This window comes from Pseudomonas sp. ABa2 (genome assembly GCF_056676075.1).
In genome coordinates, this window is sequence record NZ_CM155239.1 from 383,637 (window position 1) to 404,491 (window position 20,855).

The following is a 20,855-nucleotide window of genomic DNA, read 5'->3' on the forward strand; positions in this document are numbered from 1 at the left end:
TAACCCGCCACGGCCCGTTCCGTGGCGGGCTTTTTCGTTGTCGTCAGAGAGAGTCGTCATGCGCCGTCTGCTGAGTTTCAACCCCTGGCTCTACATCCTGTTGTTCCTGCTGCTGGTCGGCGCCGTGCTGGGCCAGCAATACCGTCTGTTCGAGCGCGCCTGGTTCGTGGTGCAGGAGTGGCGGCACGGCGGAGAGTGGCGCGAGCGCTCGCTGTGGCTGGGCGACTACCGGGTGGTGATCGACGCCAAGCCGATCGGCGACATCAGCGACGTCTCGGCGCTGACCTACGACCCGGATCGCACCAGCCTGTTCAGCGTCACCAACAAACCGGCGCGGGTGATCGAGCTGAGCCTGGACGGGCAGCTCAAGCGCAGCATCGACCTGCAAGGCTTCGGCGACCCCGAGGCCATCGAATACGTGGCGCCGGGCACCTACGTGATCGCCGACGAGCGCGAGCAGCGCCTGGTCAAGGTACGCATCGACGACGCCACCCGGGTGCTAGACGCCGCCGATTTTCAGCAGCTGTCGCTGGGCATTGGCGCGGGTGGCAACAAGGGCTTCGAGGGGCTGGCCTACGACGCCAAGAACCAGCGCCTGCTGGTGGCCAAGGAGCGCGACCCGGTGCGCATCTTCGAGGTGCTCGGCTTCCCCCATGTCGATGCGGGCAAGCCGCTAGCGCTGCAGGTCAACACCGACCCCAAGCGCGATGCACGGCTGTTCGTGCGCGACCTGTCGAGCCTGGATTTCGACAGCGCCACCGGCCACCTGCTGGCGCTGTCGGACGAGTCGCGCCTGGTGATCGAACTGAACGCGGCGGGCAAGCCGGTCAGCACCCTGTCGCTGCTGGCCGGCCAGCACGGCCTGCGGCGCGGTGTGCCGCAGGCCGAGGGGGTGGCCACCGACGACGCCGGCAACCTCTACCTGATCAGCGAGCCGAACCTGTTCTATCTGTTCAGGAAGGCGGCCGATTAGGCCGTCTGATCGTCCAGGGTGGCGTCCGGCGCATTCTTCTGCACCGATTCGATGCCGTTCTGGCAGCTGGCGGCACTGGCGTACATCTGGCTTTGGCCGACCACCTGGCCGTTGGTGGCCTTGAGCACGAAGTAGTGCTTGTCGTTGCTCGCGGCCTTGGTCTCGAAGGCGCCGGCGCGCTGCGAGTTCTTGCGTACCGAGTCGATGCCGTTCAGCGCCGAATCCCTGGCCTTGTACAGCTCGCTGGTGAGGATGACCTGGCCGTTGCCGGCCAGCAGGTTGAAATGGAACTGGCCGTCTTTGGCCTTCTTCAGCTCGAACTTGCCGGACATGAGGCACTCCTGGTGTGGGGGATTCGGCTTTAGCCTAGCCCCTCCTGCCTATCCGGCCAGTTTCAGCGGCTGATGCGCTTGACGCCCTCGGCAGTCCCCAGCAACAGCAGGTCGGCCGGGCGGGCGGCGAACAGGCCGTTGGTGACCACCCCGACTATGGCGTTGATGTCCGCTTCCAGCTTCACCGGGTCGACGATGCTCATGTTGTGCACGTCGAGGATGATGTTGCCGTTGTCGGTCAGCACGCCCTCGCGGTACACCGGGTCGCCGCCCAGCTTGACCAGCTCGCGCGCCACGTGGCTGCGTGCCATGGGGATCACCTCGACCGGCAGCGGGAAGGCGCCGAGCACCGGCACCAGCTTGCTGGCGTCGGCGATGCAGATGAAGGTGCGCGCCACCGCGGCGACTATCTTCTCGCGGGTCAGCGCGGCGCCGCCGCCCTTGATCAGGTGGAGGTGCTCGTCGCTCTCGTCGGCGCCGTCGACGTAGAACTCCAGTTCGCTCACCGTGTTCAGGTCGTACACCGGGATGCCGTGGCCCTTGAGCCGCGCGGCGGTGGCTTCGGAGCTGGCCACCGCGCCGTCGAATTCCATCCGGTGCTTGGCCAGGGCGTCGATGAAGAAGTTGGCGGTGGAGCCGGTGCCCACGCCGATGACGCTCTTGCTGTCGAGGCGGGGAAGAATGTGGTCGACGGCGGCCTGGGCCACGGCCTGTTTCAGCTGATCCTGGTTCATCGCGGGGGTGCGCCTGGCAAGGGAGGGAAAAGAGGCGCGAATTATAGCCGCATGGCGGGCAAAAACCCCGCACTCTCTGTGGTCGCACGGCGAAGCGCTGGGGTAGACTCGGCAGTCCCCTCCAAGCCCGACCGCCTGCGAACTCGCCATGCTCGAACAGTACGTGAAGAAGATCCTCACCTCGCGCGTCTACGACGTCGCGGTGGAAACCCCGCTGCAACCGGCCCGCCAGCTGTCCGAGCGGCTCGGTAACCAGATTCTGCTCAAGCGCGAGGATCTGCAGCCGGTGTACTCGTTCAAGATTCGTGGCGCCTACAACAAGCTGGCCCAGCTGTCGGCCGAGGAACTGGAACGCGGCGTGGTCACCGCCTCGGCCGGCAACCACGCCCAGGGCCTGGCCCTGGCGGCCAAGCACCTGGGGGTGAAGGCGACCATCGTCATGCCGCGCACCACGCCGGAATTGAAGGTGCAGGGCGTGCGCTCGCGCGGCGGCAAGGTGGTGCTGCACGGCGACGCCTTCCCCGAGGCGCTGGCACATTCGCTGAAGCTGGTGGAGGAGAAGGGCTACACCTATATCCACCCCTACGACGACCCGCTGGTGATCGCCGGCCAGGGCACCGTGGCCATGGAGGTGCTGCGCCAGCACCCGGGCCAGCTGGACGCCATCTTCGTGCCGGTGGGCGGCGGCGGCCTGATCGCCGGCATCGCCGCCTACGTCAAGTACCTGCGCCCGGAGATCAAGGTGATTGGCGTCGAGCCGGACGACTCCAACTGCCTGCAGGCCGCCATGGCCGCCGGCGAACGCGTGGTGCTGCCGAGCGTCGGGCTGTTCGCCGACGGCGTGGCGGTGGCGCAGATCGGCGCGCACACCTTCGATATCTGCAAGCAATACGTCGACGAGGTGATCACCGTCAGCAGCGACGAGATCTGCGCGGCGATCAAGGACATCTACGACGACACCCGTTCGATCACCGAGCCGGCCGGCGCCCTGGCCGTGGCCGGGATCAAGAAGTACGTCGAGCGCGAGCGCGCCCAGGGCAAGGTGCTGGTGGGCATCGATTCGGGCGCCAACGTCAACTTCGACCGCCTGCGCCACGTCGCCGAGCGCGCCGAGCTGGGCGAGAAGCGCGAGGCGATCATCGCCGTGACCATCCCCGAGCAGCCGGGCAGCTTCAAGGCCTTCTGCGAGGCCATCGGCAAGCGCCAGATCACCGAGTTCAACTACCGCTACCACACCGACCGCGAGGCGCACATCTTCGTCGGCGTGCAGACCCACCCCGACAGCGACCCGCGCGCGGCGCTGGTCGAAGGCTTGCGCGCCCAGGGCTTCCCGGTGCTGGACCTGACCGACAACGAGCTGGCCAAGCTGCATATCCGCCATATGGTCGGCGGCCACGCGGCGCGGGTCAGCGACGAGATGGTGTTCCGCTTCGAGTTCCCCGAGCGGCCGGGCGCGCTGTTCAACTTCCTGCAGAAACTCGGCGGGCGCTGGAACATCTCGATGTTCCACTACCGCAACCACGGCGCCGCCGACGGCCGCGTGGTGGCCGGCCTGCAGGTGCCGGACAGCGAGCGCCACCTGGTGGCCGAGGCGCTGGACGCCATCGGCTACCCCTATTGGGACGAGAGCGACAACCCCGCCTATTCCCTGTTTCTGGGTTGATAAGGAAAGTCTGATGGAACACTACCTGCTGGTCCGCATTCTCCACGGCGCCCCGGGCATCCTGCTGCTGCTCGGCCTGATCGCCCACGGCGTGATGCTGTTCAAGGCGCAGCGCGCAGGCGATGCCGCGCTGCTGGCACGCAAGCTGCGCGTGACCCTGCTGTACAGCCTGCCGGCCTTCGCCGTGCTGGCGCTGAGCCTGCCGCTGACCGGCTGGTGGCTGGTGGACAACGTTGGCTGGCCGCTGGGACAGACCTGGCTGCTGCTGGGCAGCAGCCTCTACGCCGTGCTGATGCTGCTCGGCCTGCTGCTGGCCGGGCGTCTGGCCGCCTGGCGCGCGCTGGGCGACGCCCCGGCGCCGACCGCGCTGGGGCGCCTGTGCCTGATCTACGCGGCGCTGATCCTGGTGCTGTTGATTGCCATCATGGCCTTGATGGGCGCCAAGCCGGCGTAGGCGGCGTCGCGGGCGCCGCCTCTCATGCGCCCGGTGCGCATGGGCGTAGCCCGGGGCAATCCGGGGCATCGGCTTCCCGGATCGCATCCGGCTACAGGGCCTTACGCGCGGCGCGTAGGAGCGGCTGCAGCCGCGAAGCGCTGGATTCAACGCAGCGAAATCACCGGCCAGCCGCGCTCGACGGCGGTGGCGCGCAGCACCTCGTCCGGGTCCACCGCCACCGGCTGGCTGGCGACTTCCAGCAGCGGCAGGTCGTTGCGCGAGTCGCTGTAGAAGTAGCTGCCGTCCAGGCTGTGGCCGGTCTGCGCCAGCCACTCGTGCAGCCGCGTCACCTTGCCCTGCTGGTAGCAGGGCACGCCGGCGATCTGCCCGGTGTAACGGCCGCCTTCCATGCCGCATTCGGTGGCGATCAGCGTCTCGACGCCGAGGCGCGCGGCGATGGGCGCGGTGACGAAACGGTTGGTGGCGGTGATGATCACCAGCTTGTCGCCGGCTTTGCGGTGTTCTTCCAGCAGCGCCTCGCCCTTGGCCAGGATGATCGGCTCGATCACTTCGGCCATGAACTCGCGGTGCCACTGCGCCAGCTGCTCCATGCCGGTACGACCGAGAATCGCCTGGCTGAAGTTCTGGTAGGCCACCACGTCCAGCTTGCCGGCGCAGTAGTCGGCATAGAAGGCATCGTTGCGCGCCTGGTATTCGTCGGCGTCGACCAGGCCGCGCTGGCAGATGAAGTCGCCCCAGCTGTGATCGCTGTCGCCGGCGAGCAGGGTGTTGTCGAGATCGAATAGGGCCAGGCGCACCTTGAGTACCTTCGTGGGAAACCGGTTGGGCGCGCCAGAATAGCCGCTTTAGACGACCTTTCCTACCGCGCCGCAGGCCGCGTTGCCGCTGTCGCCGGCTTTGTGGAACAATGCCGGAACTTGCGCGTACGAGGTTGCTTGCCGTGATCGATTCTGATGGTTTCCGCCCGAATGTCGGCATCATCCTGACCAATGATGTCGGCCAGGTGCTCTGGGCGCGGCGCATCAACCAGGATGCCTGGCAGTTTCCCCAGGGCGGGATCAACGACCGCGAATCGCCGGAAGAGGCGCTGTACCGCGAACTCAACGAAGAAGTCGGCCTCGAGGAGCAGGATGTGAAGATCCTCGCCTGCACCCGCGGCTGGTTGCGTTATCGTCTGCCGCAGCGTCTGGTGCGTACCCACAGCCAGCCGCTGTGCATCGGCCAGAAGCAGAAGTGGTTCCTGCTGCGCCTGACCGGCGCCGAAGAGCGGGTGCGCATGGACCTGACCGGCAAGCCCGAGTTCGACGGCTGGCGCTGGGTCAGTTACTGGTATCCGCTGGGTCAGGTGGTCACATTCAAGCGCGAGGTGTACCGCCGCGCCCTCAAGGAACTCGCCCCGCGCCTGCTGGTGCGCGACTGATACGGACTAGAACCGAGCCATGCTCAATACGCTGCGCAAGATCGTCCAGGAAGTTAACGCCGCCAAGGATCTCAAGGCGGCGTTATCGATCATCGTGCAGCGGGTCAAGGAGGCCATGGGCAGCCAGGTCTGCTCGGTCTACCTGCTCGACCCGGAAACCAACCGCTTCGTGCTGATGGCCACCGAGGGCCTCAACAAGCGCTCCATCGGCAAGGTCAGCATGGCCCCCAACGAAGGTCTGGTCGGCCTGGTCGGCACCCGCGAGGAGCCGCTGAACCTGGAAAACGCCGCCGACCACCCGCGCTACCGCTACTTCGCCGAGACCGGCGAGGAGCGCTACGCCTCCTTCCTCGGTGCACCGATCATCCACCACCGGCGGGTGATGGGCGTGCTGGTGGTGCAGCAGAAGGAGCGCCGCCAGTTCGACGAAGGCGAGGAAGCCTTCCTGGTCACCATGAGCGCCCAGCTCGCCGGGGTCATCGCCCATGCCGAGGCCACCGGCTCGATCCGCGGCCTCGGTCGTCAGGGCAAGGGCGTGCAGGAGGCCAAGTTCGTCGGCGTGCCCGGCGCCCCCGGCGCCGGCGTCGGCACCGCGGTGGTGGTGCTGCCGCCGGCCGACCTCAACGTGGTGCCGGATCGTGCGGTGGACGACATCGCCGCCGAGCTGGAGCTGTTCGACAAGGCCCTGGGCTGGGTGCGCGAGGACATGCACGAGCTGTCCGCCAAGCTCGCCACCCAGCTGCGCAAGGAAGAACGCGCGCTGTTCGACGTCTACCTGATGATGCTCGACGACGCCGCCCTGGGTAACGAGGTGCGCAAGGTCATCAAGACCGGCCAGTGGGCGCAGGGCGCCCTGCGCCAGGTGGTGCTCGACCACGTGCAGCGCTTCGAGCTGATGGACGACGCCTACCTGCGCGAGCGCGCCAGCGACGTGCGCGACCTCGGCCGGCGCCTGCTCGCCTACCTGCAGGAGGAGCGCAAGAGCGCCCTGGTCTACCCGGACAACACCATCCTGGTCAGCGAGGAGCTGTCGCCGGCGATGCTCGGCGAGGTGCCGGAGGGCAAGTTGGCCGGCCTGATCTCGGTGACCGGCTCGGGCAACTCGCACGTGGCGATCTTCGCCCGCGCCATGGGCATCCCCACGGTGATGGGGGTGGTCGACCTGCCCTATTCGAAGATCGACGGCATCAAGCTGATCGTCGACGGCTACCACGGCGAGGTGTTCACCAACCCCAGCGAGCTGCTGAGCAAGCAGTACGCCGAGGTGGTCGAGGAGGAGCGCCAGCTCACCGAGGGCCTCGACGCCCTGCGCGCGCTGCCCTGCGAGACCCTCGACGGTCAGCGCATGCCGCTGTGGGTCAACACCGGCCTGCTCGCCGACGTCGCCCGCGCCCAGCAGCGCGGCGCCGAGGGCGTCGGCCTGTACCGCACCGAAGTGCCGTTCATGGTCAACGAGCGCTTCCCCAGCGAGAAGGAGCAGCTGGCCACCTACCGCGAGCAGCTGCAGGCCTTCCACCCGCTGCCGGTGACCATGCGCACCCTGGATATCGGCGGCGACAAGGCGCTGTCCTACTTCCCGATCAAGGAAGAGAATCCCTTCCTCGGCTGGCGCGGCATCCGCGTCACCCTCGACCACCCGGAAATCTTCCTGGTGCAGACCCGCGCCATGCTCAAGGCCAGCGAGGGGCTGAACAACCTGCGCATCCTGCTGCCGATGATCTCCGGCACCCAGGAGCTGGAGGAGGCGCTGCACCTGATCCACCGCGCCTGGGGCGAGGTGCGCGACGAAGGCACCGACGTGCCGCTGCCGCCCATCGGCGTGATGATCGAGATTCCCGCCGCGGTCTACCAGACCCGCGAGCTGGCGCGCCAGGTGGACTTCCTCTCGGTCGGCTCCAACGACCTGACCCAGTATCTGCTGGCGGTGGACCGCAACAACCCGCGGGTCGCCGACCTCTACGACTTCCTCCACCCGGCGGTGCTGCAGGCGCTGCAGAAGGTGATCCACGATGCCCATGCCGAAGGCAAGCCGGTGAGCATCTGCGGCGAGATGGCCGGCGACCCGGCCGCCGCTGTGCTGCTGCTGGCGATGGGCTTCGACTCCTTGTCGATGAACGCCACCAACCTGCCCAAGGTCAAGTGGCTGCTGCGCCAGATCACCCTGAGCAAGGCCAGGGAGCTGCTCGGCCAGGTGATGACCATGGACAACCCGCACCTGATCTACAGCACCCTGCACCTGGCCCTGCGCAACCTCGGCCTGGGCCGGGTGATCAACCCCGCGTCGAATATCCAGGCCTGAGCCGGCGTGCCTGCCTCGTAGCCCGGAGGGCATCCGGGCTACCCCTTAGGCCGCGCGTGGCGCCCCTTACCTGCGTACAGCCACCTCGCCCAGCGGCCTGCCTTGCGGACCGAAGCTGCGCTCGACCAGCTCCCAGCTGTCGTCGGCGTTGAGCAGCAGCGCGGTGCTGGCGCGGGTGCCGTAGTTGGCGCTGGCGATAAAGGCGGTGGCCAGCAGGCGCTCGACCGCCGGGCCGACGCCGGTGTCGGGCAGCAGGTGTTCGGGTGGTTGCGTGGTGTCGGCCAGCAGGGCCAGCAGACGCTGGCTGTCGGGCGCGTCGAGACAGTTCTCCAGCGTCGCCTTGGCCCGCTGCAGCTTGGGCCAGGGGCTGTCGAGGCTGGCGTTGGACAGGCCGTAGAGCCCTTCCGCCAGGGGGCGCGGGTCGTCCTCGCGGCTGTTGTAGTACCAGAGCTGGCGCGCATCGCCGAGCAACAGGTTGAAGCCGGCGTAGTCGCTGGCCCTGGCCGCGATCTGCGCGAGGTAGGCCTGCGGCGTCAGCGTGCCGCGCAGGAAGGCCACCGGCAGCTCGCCGCGCGAGCGCTGGCCGGGCTCCTGGCTGGGGTCGCGGATATTGGTCAGCGCGGCGAAGCGGCCGTCCGCGCTCATCCCCAGCCAGGTGCCGCCGGCCTGCAGGTCGCGTCCGGCGAACAGCCCCGGCGCGTCGTCCCACTCGCGCAGCGGCCAGCTGGGGCGGGCGTAGAACTCGTCGCGGTTGGCCGCCAGCAGCAGCGGCTGCGGGTGATCTGGACGCCAGGCGAAAACGATCAGGCACATGGGACGATCCTTGTACGGAGTGTGCCTAGCAGGCTAGCACGAAGCCGAAACGGCGGAGTGGATCCGCCCCGGCGCCCCGGTGGCCGACGCCCGGAGCCTGCCGCTGCCGGGGCAATTCCGCTACCATGCCGCTTTGTTTTCGGGGGTGTCGATGGAACTGCTGCTCTACCTGCTGCTGGGCGCGGCCGCCGGCGTGCTGGCCGGCCTGTTCGGCGTGGGCGGCGGGTTGATCATAGTGCCGGTGCTGGTCTTCAGCTTCGCCGCGCAGGGCATGCCGGCGGAGATTCTCACCCACCTGGCGGTGGGCACCTCGCTGGCCACCATCGTCTTCACCTCGATCAATTCCGCGCTCGAGCATCAGCGTCAGGGCGCGGTGCGCTGGCCGCTGTTTCGCTGGCTGAGCCTGGGCATCCTGTTCGGCGCGGCGCTGGGCGCGCTGACCGCGGCGGCCATCGAGGGCGGCTGGTTGCAGAAGATCATCGGCGTGTTCGCCCTGGTCATCGCCGCGCAGATGGCCCTGGACCTGAAACCCAGGGCCAGCCGCGCTGTCCCAGGCAAGCCGGGGTTGGCGGCGGCCGGCGGGGTGATCGGCTGGGCCTCGGCGATCTTCGGTATCGGCGGCGGCTCGCTGACCGTGCCCTTCCTGGTCTGGCGCAGCGTGCCGATGCAGCAGGCGGTGGCCACCTCGGCGGCCTGCGGTCTGCCGATTGCCCTCGCTGGCGCGCTGAGTTTCGTCGCCACCGGCTGGGGCAACCCGCAACTGCCGCCGTGGAGCGTCGGTTTCGTTTACCTGCCGGCGCTGGTCGGGATCGCCGTCACCAGCATGTTTTTCGCCCGCTTCGGCGCGCGCCTGGCCCATCGCCTGTCGCCGCGTCTGCTCAAGCGTCTGTTCGCCCTGCTGCTGTTCAGCGTGGGCCTGAGTTTTTTGATCTAAGGAGTGATTGATGCTGCCTTACCCGCAGATCGACCCGGTGGCCATCGCCCTGGGCCCGCTGAAAATCCACTGGTACGGCCTGATGTACCTGGTCGGCATCGGTGGCGCCTGGTGGCTGGCCTCGCGCCGGCTGGCCCGCTTCGACGCCGGCTGGAACAAGGAGAAGCTCTCCGACCTGGTGTTCTGGGTGGCCATGGGGGTGATACTCGGCGGCCGTCTGGGCTACGTGTTCTTCTACGACTTCGCGGCCTATATCGCCGAACCGGCGAAGATCCTGCGGGTCTGGGAAGGCGGTATGTCGTTCCACGGCGGGCTGCTCGGGGTGATGCTGGCCACCTGGTGGTTCGGCAAGCGCAACGGCAAGAGCTTCTTCGAACTGATGGACTTTATCGCCCCGCTGGTGCCGATCGGCCTGGGCGCCGGGCGCATCGGCAACTTCATCAACGCCGAGCTGTGGGGCAAGGCCACCGACCTGCCCTGGGCCATGGTGTTTCCCACCGACCCGCAGCAACTGGCGCGGCATCCCTCGCAGCTGTACCAGTTCGCCCTGGAGGGCGTGGCGCTGTTCGCCATCCTCTGGTTCTACTCGCGCAAGCCGCGCCCGACCATGGCGGTGTCCGGCCTGTTCGCCGCCTGCTACGGGCTGTTCCGCTTTATCGTCGAGTTCGTCCGCGTGCCGGACGCCCAGCTCGGCTACCTGGCCTGGAACTGGCTGACCATGGGCCAGGTGCTGTGCCTGCCGATGATCCTCGGCGGTATCGGCCTGATTCTTTACGCCTACAAGCGCCAGCCTGTTCAAGGAGCCGCCCGATGAAACAGTACCTCGACCTGATGCGCCACGTGCGCGAGCACGGCACCTTCAAGGAGGACCGCACCGGCACCGGCACCTACAGCGTGTTCGGCTACCAGATGCGCTTCGACCTGGCCGAAGGCTTCCCCCTGGTCACCACCAAGAAGTGCCACCTGCGCTCGATCATCCACGAGCTGCTGTGGTTCCTGCAGGGCGACACCAACATCCGTTACCTGAAGGAAAACGGCGTGTCCATCTGGGACGAATGGGCCGACGAGAACGGCGACCTCGGCCCGGTGTACGGCTACCAGTGGCGCAGCTGGCCGGCGCCCAACGGCGAGTCGATCGACCAGATCGCCAAGCTGATCGCGATGATCAAGAGCAACCCGGACTCGCGCCGGCTGATCGTCTCGGCCTGGAACCCGGCGCTGGTCGAGCAGATGGCCCTGCCGCCGTGCCATGCGCTGTTCCAGTTCTACGTGGCGAACGGCAAGCTCAGTTGCCAGCTGTACCAGCGCTCGGCCGATATCTTTCTGGGCGTGCCCTTCAATATCGCCAGCTACGCCCTGCTGACCCTGATGGTGGCGCAGGTCTGCGACCTCGAGCCGGGCGAGTTCATCTGGACCGGCGGCGACTGCCACCTGTACGCCAACCATATCGAGCAGACCGACCTGCAGCTGACTCGCCAGCCGCTGCCGCTGCCGACCATGAAGCTCAACCCCGAAGTGAAGGATCTGCTGGCCTTCAAGTTCGAGGACTTCGAGCTGGTCGGCTACGAGGCGCACCCGCATATCAAGGCGCCGGTGGCGGTCTGACGCAGACGGAGCTTGTGGCGGCGCAGGTGGGCGTAGTGTGGGCTTTAGCCCACCGGCTGCACGGCGATTTCACTGCGCAGCCGCTCCACCTGTTCGGCGCGCTCGGCCTCTTCCAGGCGAGCACCGGGGTTGAGCGACGACCATTCGGGATGGGCGCGGGCCAGGTTCAGTGGCGCGGGTAGCTTGCCTTGGCGCCACAGGGTTTCCTGCGGGGCATTGAGGGCAATGGCCTCCATCGCCGCGTGGCCGCGGGCGTCCAGGGCGCGCAGCAGTTGCTGCTGGCGCAGGGCGAGCAGGCGCAGCACGGCATCGTCCACGGTCAGCTCGCGTTGGCCCTTCAATTTGCCTTTAAGCCTTTCCCCGTAATTGCGCAGGGTCTGCGCGCTGCCGCCGATCACCGCGCCCAGCGCGGCGGCCGCCCCCAGGGTGAGGCCGCCGACCAGCAGGTCGACGCCGACGCCGGTGGCCGCGCCGGCGGCCATGCCGCCGCCGACCTTGATGCCGAGCTGCTTGAGGGTTTCCGGATTGAACAGGTCGTCGCCCCAGCGGCCGTCCAGCAGCGGCAGGTCGCCGGCCTGGGCATCGCTCGGGCGGAAGGCGTAGAGGCGCAGCAGGGCCTCGACGCAGCGCTGCTCGCGCTGGCGGATGGTCTCGCGCAGCGCGGCGATGGCGGCCTGCTCCAGCACTGGCTGAGCGGCCACGCTGCGCCGGCAGGCGGCGCAGTCGAGCAGCAGTTCGGCGACCAGTCGCGCGCCGGCCTGGTGCCGCGCCCGGCGCTGCGCCTGGTGATCCTCGATCAGGCGCTGCAATTGTGGGCGCGAGCGTTCCAGCAGCAGGGCCAGGCTCTCGTACAGGCGGCGTTCGCCGTCCTCGGGCGGGGCCACGCTGTCGAAGGCCACCAGGGCGTGCAGGCCGAGACGCGCCAGGGCCTCGCGCCAGTCGGCGGTGCGGTGTTCGCCGCTGGCGACGAAATTCAGTACCGGCAGCAGCGGCCGGCCGCACATGGCCAGCACTGCCAGCTCGTCACGGTACTTGGCCAGCACCGGCTCGCGCACGTCGATCACGTACAGCCCGGCGTCGGAAGCCAGCAGCTGGCGCAGCACCTTGGCCTCCTGCTCGTAGCGCTGGCGCGCCTCGCTGCCCTCGAGAAAGCGGGCCAGGCGCGCCGGGCCGTCCAGGCGTTCGCCGGGGCGGTCGAGGCGCTCCAGATGGTCGAGTAGGGCGATGGCGTCTTCCAGGCCGGGGGTGTCGTACAGCTCCAACAGCGCGGTGCCGTCGACCGACAGGCGCGCGCCCTCGACATGGCGGGTGGTGCTGGCGCGTGGCGACACCTCGCCGAACCCGACGTCGCGGGTCAGGGTGCGCAGCAGCGAGGTCTTGCCGACGTTGGTGTGGCCGACCAGGGCGAGTCGTAGCGGCTGGCTCATGGTGCGGATCTCGGCGTCGTGAGACTTCGTAGGGTGGATGACGCTTTTTTCATCCACCGTCGCCAATGGTGGATGGGTGAAGCGTCATCCACCCTACGGGTATATCGGGCTTCAATCATGGCCGCTCTCCAGCCAGTTCAACGGCGCCGTGTCGCCGTGCGCCAGTTGCAATTTGTCCAGCGCCTGGTGCCAGTCGGCCAGGCGTGCGCTGTCCAGGGTTTCGCCGGGCGCGGGCGGCAGCAGCCAGATGCGCGTGGCGGAGGCCGAGCGCGCCAGCTCGCCGAGCAGCGCCAGGCTGCCGCGGTCCGGCGAGCGGCGCGGGTCGCAGGCGATGGCCAGGCGCTCGGGTGGGTAGCGGGTCAGTTGGTCGAGCAGCTGGCGGCGCTGCTCGCGGCTGTCGATCACCCCGGCGTCGAGCACGCCCCTGGGCAGCTGAGCCGGTGGCCAGGGGCGGCGCTCGTCCAGCTCCAGGCCGAGCAGCAGGGCGCCGCTACCGCCGTCCGACTGGGCGCCGCCTGCCGGCTGGTACAGGGCCGCCGGCGCCAGGTCGCAGACGCCGAGGCGCTCGCTGTCCGGCTGCAGGCGCTGGCGCAGCAGGCCGTAGCCGGGCAGGTCGAGGTCCAGGCGCAGCGCCGCCTTGCCCGATTGCCAGCGCCACAGGCACAGCAGCATCAGCAGCAGGCGCGGCAGCAGGCCGTAGACCAGCACCACGCCGATCAGCCAGCCGGCCCAGCTCTGCCGCGCGGTCTCGTCGAGCAGGGCGGCCTCGCCGCTGGCGCGGATCAGCTCGGCGTCCGGCAGGCTGAAGCCGAGCAGGGCGGGCAGGGCGCCGAGCGCCCGGGTCAGGGCGATGAAGCTGTCGCCGCCGAGGATGGTGGTTTCCCAGACGAAACCGTAGCGGCGGGTGGCGAGCAGCAGCAGCAGGCTGGCCAGTGCGGCGAGCATGGCCAGGGCCCACAGGCCGTGCACCAACACCCCGAGGCCCCAGCGGCTCAGGCGCTGGCGCTGCAGGAGCAGCAGCAGGGCGGGGGCCAGCTGCACGGCGGCGGCGTCGCGGGCGAGCTTTTCGCTGAGCCACAGCCACAGGCGACCGAGGGCACCGGCGCTGTCGCGGGCCAGCAGCAGGCCGAGCAGCCAGCCGAGTAGCAGCAGCAGGTTGAGGCCGAGCAGGCTGCCCAGGGCCCAGAACACGTTGACCGGCCGGCTGCCGTCGCCGAGGCCGGCCAGGGCCAGGCCGATACCGCTGAGCAGGGCCAGGGCGGCGAGGGCGAAGAGGGCCAGGCGGGCGCCCTGCAGCCAGTGCAGCAGGGCCTGCCACTGGCCGTCGCGGCGCGCCAGCAGCAGGGCGCGTTGCTGGATACGCGCGCTCAGGTCGCCACCGCTGGCGCGGGCCAGGCGATTGGCCTCGGCGTCGTCCAGCGCGCCGGCGTGTTCCTCGCGCAGGCGGATCGCCTCGCTGAGCCAGAGGCGGTGCAGGGTGTCGGGTTGCGGGGCGGCGTCAGTCACGCGGCGTCTCGTCGGCCAGATCAGGGGCTGAGGATAACCCCTGATCCGGTCGGGTGCGAATGGCAGCAGCCGTGGTGCTCTCCCGCGGCGGAGAGAGCCATGGATCAGTCGCGTTGGCGCAGGCGCACGGCGATGTCCGGCTGGTCGATGAACAGGCCGTCGATGCCGGTGGCGAGGAAGGCGCGCAGCTCGGCCTCGATATCGCCGTGTTCGGCCGGTTCGCCGCCGCTACGCAGGTCGGTCGGCAGGAAGGCGTTCTCGGCACGGAAGGTGTAGGGGTGGACCTTGAGCTTGGCGGCATGGGCGTCGCGCACCAGATTGGTGGGAGCGGTGAGCTTGCCGGCGGCGTCGCGCGGGATGATCTGGCTCTTCTCCGGGCCGATGCCTGCGGCGTAGCGGGCGATGGCCCTGAGCCCGGCCGGGGTGGCCATCTGCGCGTAGGTAAGGCCGCTGCCGAGTACCTGCTGGTCATAGGGCTGGCCCTCGGTCCACAGCAGCTGCACTAGGCGTACCTGGGTCAGGCGGCTCAGGGTCTTGAGGTTCTCCACCTCGAAGGACTGGATGTACACCGGCGCCTTGGCGCTGTGGTAGCCGTTGCGCTTGAGCACCTTGACCAGCGGCTGCTCCATGGCCAGGCCGATCTGCTGGAAGTGGGTCGGGTGCTTGGTCTCCGGGTACAGGCCGATCACCCGTTGCTGGCTGAGCTGCAGGCTCTTCACCAGGTCGATGATCTCCTGCAGGCTGGGGATCTCGAATTGGCCGTCGAAGCGCGTGTTGCCCGGGCGCAGCTGCGGGATGCGCTCGATGGTGCGCAGGGTCTTGAGTTCGGCCAGGCTGAAGTCCTCGCTGAACCAGCCCTCCAGGCTGACGCCGTCGACCGTCTGGGTGCGCTTGCGATTGGCGAACTCGGGGCGCTGGGAGACGTCGGTGGTCAGCCCCAGCTCGTTGTCGTGGCGCGCCACCAGCTGGCCGTCGCGGGTCATCACCAGGTCCGGCTCGATATAGTCGGCGCCCTGCAGCACGGCCAGGGCGTAGGCCGCCAGGGTGTGCTCGGGCACGTAGCCGCTGGCGCCGCGGTGGGCGATGACCAGCGGCCTGGCCTCGCCGCGGGGTTTGCCCGGGTGGGCGCCGGGCTGCTGCTGGGCCCAGTCGATGGCGGCCTGCACGCTATCGGGCGTGGCGGGCGCGGCGAGGCCGAGGCTCGGTAATAACAGACCGGCGCAGAGCAGCCAGCTGCGAAGCGGTTTGGTCAACATGGTGGTACCTCCTTGCACAGGGATGGAAACCCGAGCCTGCACCGGCAAGGGTGACGATTCTGCTACAGAGGTCCAAGCCTAGACGGTTCTGTGCGTTGGTCGGCACCGCTGCAGCCGGGCTGCGTCCGTGCCGAGCGCTCTGCTATGCTCCCAGCCATGAAAACGACTCTTCCCCTCTGCCTGATCGCCGCCCTCGCCGACAACCGCGTGATCGGTCGCGATAACCAGCTGCCCTGGCACCTGCCGGCGGACCTCAAGCACTTCAAGGCCCTGACCCTGGGCAAGCCGATCATCATGGGGCGCAAGACCTGGGATTCGCTCGGGCGGCCGCTGCCAGGGCGGCTCAATCTGGTGGTCAGCCGCCAGGCAGATCTTCGGCTCGACGGCGCTGAAGTCTTCCCGACTCTGGACGCGGCGATCACACGCGCCGACCAATGGGCCCGCGAGCAGGGCATGGACGAGCTGATGCTGATTGGTGGTGCCCAACTCTACGAGCAGGGCTTGGTTCTGGCTGAGCGCCTCTACCTGACACGGGTTGGCCTGCGCCCGATCGGCGATGCCTGGTTTCCCGAATTTAGTGAAGCCGAGTGGACGCGCGAGGCCCATGAGGAACATCCGGCCACGGCAGAGTCGCCGGCCTACGATTTCGAGGTGTGGGAACGGCGTTCGGCGCAATGACATAGGTGCGCGCGGCGCCGCCTAGATCAGATCGATGTGCTCCACGCGGATCTGTCCATCCTGCAGATACAGCAGCGCCAGGCAGATCGGCAGCTTGAAGCGCCGCGGCCCGGCGCTGCCGGGGTTGACCAGCAACAGGCCGTCGCGCGGTTCCGCCAGCGGCTTGTGGCTATGGCCGCAGACGGCGATGTGGATGCCGCGGGCGGCCAGGTCGCCGGGCAGGTGGGCCGCGTCATGAACCATGAACAGGCGCACTCCGGCCAGGCCCAGCTCGAGCGATTCCGGCAGTTCCGTCGCCCAGTCCAGGCCCTCGTCGTTATTGCCGCGCACCGCGCTGAGCGGCGCGATTTCGCCCAATGCGTCGAGAATCTCCGGCTTGCCGATATCGCCGGCATGCAGGATGTGATCGCAGCCCTGCAGGGCATCCAGCGCCTTGGGGCGCAGCAGGCCGTGGGTGTCGCTGATCAGGCCGATTTTCATGTCTTCCCTCTTCCCCCGTCCCTCCTGCGCAAGCGGCAGCGGGGACAAAGCAAAAGCCCGGCACGGGGCCGGGCTCTCGGGTTCGCTGGTGCTTGCGCTTAGCCGTCCAGCAGTGCCTTGTTGCGCACCGCGCCCTTGTCGGCGCTGGTGGCGAGCAGGGCGTAGGCCTTGAGCGCCGTGGTGACCTTGCGCGGACGCTGTTCCACCGGCTTCCAGCCCTTCTTGTCCTGGACGTGACGGCGGTGCGACAGCTCTTCATCGCTGACCAGCAGTTGGATGGTGCGATTGTGGATGTCGATATGGATCTTGTCGCCGTCTTCCACCAGCCCGATGGCGCCGCCGGCAGCGGCTTCCGGCGAGGCGTGGCCGATGGACAGGCCGGAGGTGCCGCCGGAGAAACGGCCATCGGTGAGCAGGGCGCAGGCCTTGCCCAGGCCCTTGGATTTCAGGTAGCTGGTCGGGTAGAGCATTTCCTGCATGCCCGGGCCACCTTTCGGGCCTTCGTAGCGAATGATCACCACATCACCGGCCTTGACCTCGTCGGCGAGAATGCCTTTCACGGCGGCGTCCTGGCTCTCGAAAATCTTCGCGGTGCCTTCGAACACGTGGATCGATTCATCCACGCCGGCGGTCTTCACCACGCAGCCGTCGAGGGCGATGTTGCCGTACAGCACCGCCAGGCCGCCTTCCTGGGAGTAGGCGTGCTTGACGCTGCGGATGCAGCCGTTCTCGCGGTCATCGTCCAGGCTCGGCCAGCGGGTGCTCTGGCTGAACGCGGTCTGGGTCGGGATACCGGCCGGGCCGGCCTTGAAGAAGGTGTGCACCTGCTCGTCGCGGGTCTGGGTGATGTCCCACTGGGCGATGGCGTCGGCCATGCTCGGGCTGTGCACGGTGGCCACGTCGGTGTGCAGCAGGCCGCCGCGTGCCAGCTCGCCGAGGATGCTGAAGACGCCGCCGGCGCGGTGCACGTCTTCCATGTGGTACTTCTGGATGTTCGGCGCCACTTTGCACAGCTGCGGCACGATGCGGGACAGGCGGTCGATATCGCGCAGGTCGAAATCGATCTCGGCTTCCTGGGCGGCGGCCAGCAGGTGGAGGATGGTGTTGGTCGAGCCGCCCATGGCGATGTCCAGCATCATGGCGTTCTCGAACGCCTTGAAGTTGGCGATATTGCGCGGCAGCACGGAGTCGTCGTTCTCGCCGTAGTAGCGCTGGCACAGCTCCACCGCCAGGCGCCCGGCGCGCAGGAACAGCTGCTCGCGGTCGCTGTGGGTGGCCAGGGTCGAGCCGTTGCCCGGCAGCGACAGGCCGAGGGCCTCGGTCAGGCAGTTCATCGAGTTGGCGGTGAACATGCCGGAGCAGCTGCCGCAGGTCGGGCAGGCGCTGCGCTCGTACTCGGCGACCTTCTCGTCGCTGGCGCTGTCGTCGGCGGCGATGACCATGGCGTCGACCAGGTCCAGGCCGTGGTTGGCCAGCTTGGTCTTGCCGGCCTCCATCGGCCCGCCGGAGACGAACACCACCGGGATGTTCAGGCGCAGGGCGGCCATCAGCATGCCAGGGGTGATCTTGTCGCAGTTGCTGATGCAGACGATGGCGTCGGCGCAGTGGGCGTTGACCATGTATTCCACGGAGTCGGCGATGATCTCGCGGCTCGGCAGCGAATAGAGCATGCCGTCGTGGCCCATGGCGATGCCGTCGTCGACGGCGATGGTGTTGAATTCCTTCGCCACGCCGCCGGCCTTCTCGATCTCGCGGGCGACCAGCTGGCCCATGTCCTTCAGGTGCACGTGGCCGGGCACGAACTGGGTGAAGGAGTTGGCGACGGCGATGATCGGCTTCTTGAAGTCTTCGTCCTTCATCCCGGTGGCGCGCCACAGGGCGCGGGCGCCGGCCATGTTGCGACCTTGGGTGGAGGTTTTCGAGCGGTAATCGGGCATGACACGGTTCCTGCGGCTGATCAGGTGATGTTCGTATGGTGAGCGTCGACTGGACCGGATGCAAACGGGAGATGGCCGTGCGTTCGGCGGGGGTCACCGGACGTCGCGGGGTGGCCGCGCGTCTGACCCGTGCTCAGGGCCCGCCAGGGGATGGGTGGCGAGGAATGCATGGATTCTACGCCCGCTGTCGCCGCCGAGCCAAGGCGCGGGCGATTGCCGGCGCAGCCGCGCGCCGCTCAGTTGGGGATTTCGATGCCGCGCAGGCGCTCGGCGCGGCGGCGCAGCAGTTCGATGGTCACCAGCAGGGCGATGGACACTAGGATCAGCAGGGTGGCGATGGCCAGGATGCTCGGGTTGATCTGCTCGCGCAGGCCCGAGAACATCTGCCGCGGGATGGTGCGTTGCTGGGGACCTGCCATGAACAGGATCACCACCACCTCGTCGAAGGAGGTGATGAAGGCGAACAGCGCGCCGGAAATCACTCCGGGGCGGATCAGCGGCATGATGATGTCGAAGAATACCCGCAGCGGCGTGGCGCCGAGGTTCAGCGCGGCGCGCGCCAGGCTGTAGTCGAAGCCGGTGAGGGTGGCGGTGACGGTGATGATGACGAAGGGCGTGCCGAGCGCCGCGTGGGCCAGGATCACCCCCAGGTAGCTGCCGGCCAGGCCGAGGTTGGAGTAGAAGAAGAACATGCCGGCGGCGGTGATGATCAGCGGCACTATCATCGGCGACAGCAGCAGCGCGGTGATGAAGCGGCGGTAGGGCATGTCGTCGCGGGCCAGGCCCACCGCGGCGCAGGTGCCCAGGGCGGTGGCGATGACGGTGGCGAGAATGCCGATGAAGAAGCTGTTCTGGATCGCCAGTATCCATTTCGGGTCGTTGAGGATCTGCTCGTACCAGCGCAGCGAGTAGGCCTCCGGCTGCAGGGTGAGCATGCCCTCGGTGAAGCTGAAGAAGGGCTCGGCGTTGAACGACAGCGGCACTATGACCAGGATCGGCAGGATCAGAAACAGCAGCACCAGCCAGGAGCTGGCCTTGAGCAGCCAGCTGCCGAGGTGATGCCAGAAGCCGTAGTAGGCGGGGGTCTTCATCCTGTATTCATCCCAACTTGATATTGCTGGCGCCGACGAAGCGGTCGTAGACCCAGTACAGCAGCAGGATCAGCCCCAGCAGCAGCGAGCCGAGCGCGGCGGCCAGCTCCCAGTTGTTCGAGCGCTGCATGTGGAAGGCGATGATGTTGCTGATCATCTGGCCGTCGGTGCCGCCGACCAGCGCCGGGGTGATGTAGTAGCCAACCGAGATGATGAACACCAAGAGCGCGCCGGCGCTGAGGCCCGGCAGGGTCATCGGAAAGTAGATGCGGGCGAACGCCGGGATCGGCTTGTCGCCCAGGCTCAGGGCGGCGCGCAGGTAGCTGGGGTCGATGCCGCGCATCACGCTGTACAGCGGCAGGATCATGAACGGCAGGAGGATGTGGGTCATCGCCACGACTGTGGCGAACGAGGTGTAGAGCATCTCGAAGGGCTGGCCGATGGCACCGATGCCGATGAGGAAGGAGTTGATCACGCCGTTGGTCTGCAGCAGGGCGATCCAGGCCGTGGTGCGTACCAGGAGCGAGGTCCAGAACGGCAGCAGCACCAGCACCAGCAGCAGGTTGGCGCGGTTTTCCGGCAGCTGCGCCAGGTAGTAGGCCAGCGGGTAGCCGAGCAGGGCGCAGAGCAGGGTGATCACCAGCGCCATGTTCAGGGTCTTGGAATACAGCTGCAGGTAGATCTGCGTGTCCTCGCGCACCTGGATGCCCTGTTCCGGGTGCAGTTCCAGGTCCAGCGCGGTGAGGTAGTAGTCGTAGGTGTAGCGCTGGCCGGCGCGGGCGATGGCGTACCACAGCTCGGGCTTGCTCCAGTTGCCGTGGGCCGCCAGCAGGGTCTCGACGCCGCGCTCCGGCAGGGCCTCGGCGTCCAGTCGGCCGATGCGCCGGGCGCTGGACTTGACCACGCTGGACATGCCGGCGAAGGCGCGGTTGAACTCCTCGGCCAGCTTGCCGGACAGGCGCTGCTCGTCGAGGCTGTGCAGCTCGCCGGCGAACACCCGCAGGGTCTGCTCGTCCGGCAGTTGCCTTTGATCTTCCCAGCGCTCGAGTTCGGCCAGGGTCAGCGGAATCAGTTCGGCCACGGTCGGGTGGTGCACGCTGCGCCACAGCATGCTGCCGATCGGAGCGACGAAGGTCAGCAGGATAAAGGCCAGCAGCGGCACCACGAAGAGAAAGGCGGCGAGGCGTTTCTTGCGACGGGCGCTGGCGGCTTGGCCGGCTTCGCTGGTGGTCAGGGATGACAAGGCGCTA

20 protein-coding genes are annotated in these 20,855 nt (G+C 68.1%); 9 read left to right on the forward strand and 11 right to left on the reverse strand.

The annotated features are described in order from the left end of the window. Nucleotides 1-58: 58 nt before the first annotated feature. Complete coding sequence (locus AC1G9C_RS01870) at nucleotides 59-973, forward strand: SdiA-regulated domain-containing protein (RefSeq protein ID WP_397497679.1); 915 nt, start codon at nucleotides 59-61, stop codon at nucleotides 971-973. Here the strand turns inward: AC1G9C_RS01870 and AC1G9C_RS01875 are convergent. Further along, nucleotides 970-1,305: a YegP family protein gene (locus AC1G9C_RS01875; RefSeq protein ID WP_480409298.1), complete on the reverse strand. Its 336-nt coding sequence runs from the start codon at nucleotides 1,303-1,305 to the stop codon at nucleotides 970-972. The two genes, AC1G9C_RS01870 and AC1G9C_RS01875, sit on opposite strands and share 4 nt — an antisense overlap. A 62-nt stretch (nucleotides 1,306-1,367) precedes the next feature. Further along, nucleotides 1,368-2,039, reverse strand: a complete 672-nt coding sequence (rpiA, locus tag AC1G9C_RS01880; RefSeq protein ID WP_021442584.1) for a ribose-5-phosphate isomerase RpiA — start codon at nucleotides 2,037-2,039, stop codon at nucleotides 1,368-1,370. 148 nt (nucleotides 2,040-2,187) lie between these two features. Between rpiA and ilvA the strand changes: the two genes are divergently transcribed. Both ilvA and AC1G9C_RS01890 read left to right on the forward strand, forming a co-directional pair. After that, nucleotides 2,188-3,702, forward strand: a complete 1,515-nt coding sequence (gene ilvA, locus AC1G9C_RS01885; RefSeq protein ID WP_021442585.1) for a threonine ammonia-lyase, biosynthetic — start codon at nucleotides 2,188-2,190, stop codon at nucleotides 3,700-3,702. 13 nt (nucleotides 3,703-3,715) lie between these two features. Then, on the forward strand, nucleotides 3,716-4,156 hold the full coding sequence (locus AC1G9C_RS01890) for a DUF2269 family protein (RefSeq protein ID WP_480409299.1): 441 nt from the start codon (nucleotides 3,716-3,718) through the stop codon (nucleotides 4,154-4,156). Nucleotides 4,157-4,302: 146 nt separating this feature from the next. Here AC1G9C_RS01890 and AC1G9C_RS01895 read toward each other — a convergent pair whose 3' ends face one another. Beyond that, nucleotides 4,303-4,956: a histidinol-phosphatase gene (locus AC1G9C_RS01895; protein ID WP_122109671.1), complete on the reverse strand. Its 654-nt coding sequence runs from the start codon at nucleotides 4,954-4,956 to the stop codon at nucleotides 4,303-4,305. 143 nt (nucleotides 4,957-5,099) lie between these two features. On the opposite strand from AC1G9C_RS01895, the gene AC1G9C_RS01900 reads away from it, so the two are divergent. Both AC1G9C_RS01900 and ptsP read left to right on the forward strand, forming a co-directional pair. Continuing rightward, nucleotides 5,100-5,579 carry an RNA pyrophosphohydrolase gene (locus AC1G9C_RS01900; protein ID WP_122109670.1) on the forward strand — a complete coding sequence of 160 codons (480 nt, stop codon included), beginning with the start codon at nucleotides 5,100-5,102 and terminating at the stop codon, nucleotides 5,577-5,579. A gap of 19 nt (nucleotides 5,580-5,598) precedes the next feature. Then, complete coding sequence (gene ptsP, locus AC1G9C_RS01905; protein ID WP_122109669.1) at nucleotides 5,599-7,878, forward strand: phosphoenolpyruvate--protein phosphotransferase; 2,280 nt, start codon at nucleotides 5,599-5,601, stop codon at nucleotides 7,876-7,878. Nucleotides 7,879-7,944: 66 nt separating this feature from the next. On the opposite strand, the gene AC1G9C_RS01910 is transcribed toward ptsP, so the two are convergent. Then, nucleotides 7,945-8,691: an NRDE family protein gene (locus AC1G9C_RS01910; RefSeq protein ID WP_021443807.1), complete on the reverse strand. Its 747-nt coding sequence runs from the start codon at nucleotides 8,689-8,691 to the stop codon at nucleotides 7,945-7,947. 151 nt (nucleotides 8,692-8,842) lie between these two features. Here AC1G9C_RS01910 and AC1G9C_RS01915 point away from each other — a divergent pair, with 151 nt between their 5' ends. The 3 genes from AC1G9C_RS01915 to AC1G9C_RS01925 are packed head-to-tail and all read left to right on the forward strand — an operon-like array spanning nucleotide 8,843 to nucleotide 11,230. Beyond that, the gene (locus tag AC1G9C_RS01915) at nucleotides 8,843-9,625 is read left to right on the forward strand and encodes a sulfite exporter TauE/SafE family protein (protein WP_031303056.1); all 783 of its coding nucleotides are present in this window, start codon (nucleotides 8,843-8,845) and stop codon (nucleotides 9,623-9,625) included. Between the two features lie 10 nt (nucleotides 9,626-9,635). Then, nucleotides 9,636-10,439 carry a prolipoprotein diacylglyceryl transferase gene (lgt, locus tag AC1G9C_RS01920; RefSeq protein WP_122109667.1) on the forward strand — a complete coding sequence of 268 codons (804 nt, stop codon included), beginning with the start codon at nucleotides 9,636-9,638 and terminating at the stop codon, nucleotides 10,437-10,439. Further along, nucleotides 10,436-11,230 (forward strand): thymidylate synthase, encoded by a 795-nt coding sequence (locus AC1G9C_RS01925; RefSeq protein WP_480409300.1) that lies wholly within the window; start codon nucleotides 10,436-10,438, stop codon nucleotides 11,228-11,230. The genes lgt and AC1G9C_RS01925 overlap by 4 nt, the downstream gene beginning before the upstream one ends. A gap of 44 nt (nucleotides 11,231-11,274) precedes the next feature. On the opposite strand, the gene AC1G9C_RS01930 is transcribed toward AC1G9C_RS01925, so the two are convergent. The 3 genes from AC1G9C_RS01930 to AC1G9C_RS01940 form a co-directional block, all read right to left on the reverse strand. Continuing rightward, a complete protein-coding gene (locus AC1G9C_RS01930; protein WP_480409301.1) occupies nucleotides 11,275-12,657 on the reverse strand; it encodes a GTPase/DUF3482 domain-containing protein in 1,383 nt (460 codons plus the stop codon). Nucleotides 12,658-12,768: 111 nt separating this feature from the next. After that, nucleotides 12,769-14,163, reverse strand: coding sequence for a DUF2868 domain-containing protein (locus tag AC1G9C_RS01935; RefSeq protein ID WP_480409302.1), 1,395 nt, complete (start codon nucleotides 14,161-14,163; stop codon nucleotides 12,769-12,771). A gap of 104 nt (nucleotides 14,164-14,267) precedes the next feature. Next, entirely contained in the window at nucleotides 14,268-15,419 is a 1,152-nt protein-coding gene (locus AC1G9C_RS01940) for a glycerophosphodiester phosphodiesterase (RefSeq protein WP_480409303.1), read from the reverse strand. 144 nt (nucleotides 15,420-15,563) lie between these two features. On the opposite strand from AC1G9C_RS01940, the gene AC1G9C_RS01945 reads away from it, so the two are divergent. Then, entirely contained in the window at nucleotides 15,564-16,097 is a 534-nt protein-coding gene (locus AC1G9C_RS01945) for a dihydrofolate reductase (protein WP_397486982.1), read from the forward strand. A 21-nt stretch (nucleotides 16,098-16,118) separates the two neighbouring features. Here the strand turns inward: AC1G9C_RS01945 and AC1G9C_RS01950 are convergent, their stop codons facing one another. The 4 genes from AC1G9C_RS01950 to AC1G9C_RS01965 all read right to left on the reverse strand — a co-directional run bounded on the left by AC1G9C_RS01950 (nucleotide 16,119) and on the right by AC1G9C_RS01965 (nucleotide 20,848). Next, nucleotides 16,119-16,577, reverse strand: a complete 459-nt coding sequence (locus AC1G9C_RS01950) for a metallophosphoesterase family protein (RefSeq protein WP_480409304.1) — start codon at nucleotides 16,575-16,577, stop codon at nucleotides 16,119-16,121. A gap of 98 nt (nucleotides 16,578-16,675) precedes the next feature. Next, complete coding sequence (gene ilvD / locus AC1G9C_RS01955; protein ID WP_397497687.1) at nucleotides 16,676-18,514, reverse strand: dihydroxy-acid dehydratase; 1,839 nt, start codon at nucleotides 18,512-18,514, stop codon at nucleotides 16,676-16,678. A gap of 236 nt (nucleotides 18,515-18,750) precedes the next feature. Further along, nucleotides 18,751-19,605 carry an ABC transporter permease gene (locus AC1G9C_RS01960; protein ID WP_021445657.1) on the reverse strand — a complete coding sequence of 285 codons (855 nt, stop codon included), beginning with the start codon at nucleotides 19,603-19,605 and terminating at the stop codon, nucleotides 18,751-18,753. A gap of 7 nt (nucleotides 19,606-19,612) precedes the next feature. Next, nucleotides 19,613-20,848 carry an ABC transporter permease gene (locus tag AC1G9C_RS01965; RefSeq protein ID WP_021445658.1) on the reverse strand — a complete coding sequence of 412 codons (1,236 nt, stop codon included), beginning with the start codon at nucleotides 20,846-20,848 and terminating at the stop codon, nucleotides 19,613-19,615. Nucleotides 20,849-20,855: the final 7 nt, after the last annotated feature.

Bases quoted from the DNA above. Each gene is read 5' to 3' on its own strand.
- AC1G9C_RS01870 (WP_397497679.1), top strand. From the start codon at position 59: ATGCGCCGTCTGCTGAGTTTCAACCCCTGGCTCTACATCCTGTTGTTC.
- AC1G9C_RS01875 (WP_480409298.1), bottom strand. From the start codon at position 1,305: ATGTCCGGCAAGTTCGAGCTGAAGAAGGCCAAAGACGGCCAGTTCCAT.
- rpiA (WP_021442584.1), bottom strand. From the start codon at position 2,039: ATGAACCAGGATCAGCTGAAACAGGCCGTGGCCCAGGCCGCCGTCGAC.
- ilvA (WP_021442585.1), top strand. From the start codon at position 2,188: ATGCTCGAACAGTACGTGAAGAAGATCCTCACCTCGCGCGTCTACGAC.
- AC1G9C_RS01890 (WP_480409299.1), top strand. From the start codon at position 3,716: ATGGAACACTACCTGCTGGTCCGCATTCTCCACGGCGCCCCGGGCATC.
- ptsP (WP_122109669.1), top strand. From the start codon at position 5,599: ATGCTCAATACGCTGCGCAAGATCGTCCAGGAAGTTAACGCCGCCAAG.
- AC1G9C_RS01910 (WP_021443807.1), bottom strand. From the start codon at position 8,691: ATGTGCCTGATCGTTTTCGCCTGGCGTCCAGATCACCCGCAGCCGCTG.
- AC1G9C_RS01915 (WP_031303056.1), top strand. From the start codon at position 8,843: ATGGAACTGCTGCTCTACCTGCTGCTGGGCGCGGCCGCCGGCGTGCTG.
- lgt (WP_122109667.1), top strand. From the start codon at position 9,636: ATGCTGCCTTACCCGCAGATCGACCCGGTGGCCATCGCCCTGGGCCCG.
- AC1G9C_RS01925 (WP_480409300.1), top strand. From the start codon at position 10,436: ATGAAACAGTACCTCGACCTGATGCGCCACGTGCGCGAGCACGGCACC.
- AC1G9C_RS01930 (WP_480409301.1), bottom strand. From the start codon at position 12,657: ATGAGCCAGCCGCTACGACTCGCCCTGGTCGGCCACACCAACGTCGGC.
- AC1G9C_RS01940 (WP_480409303.1), bottom strand. From the start codon at position 15,419: ATGTTGACCAAACCGCTTCGCAGCTGGCTGCTCTGCGCCGGTCTGTTA.
- AC1G9C_RS01945 (WP_397486982.1), top strand. From the start codon at position 15,564: ATGCTCCCAGCCATGAAAACGACTCTTCCCCTCTGCCTGATCGCCGCC.
- AC1G9C_RS01950 (WP_480409304.1), bottom strand. From the start codon at position 16,577: ATGAAAATCGGCCTGATCAGCGACACCCACGGCCTGCTGCGCCCCAAG.
- ilvD (WP_397497687.1), bottom strand. From the start codon at position 18,514: ATGCCCGATTACCGCTCGAAAACCTCCACCCAAGGTCGCAACATGGCC.
- AC1G9C_RS01960 (WP_021445657.1), bottom strand. From the start codon at position 19,605: ATGAAGACCCCCGCCTACTACGGCTTCTGGCATCACCTCGGCAGCTGG.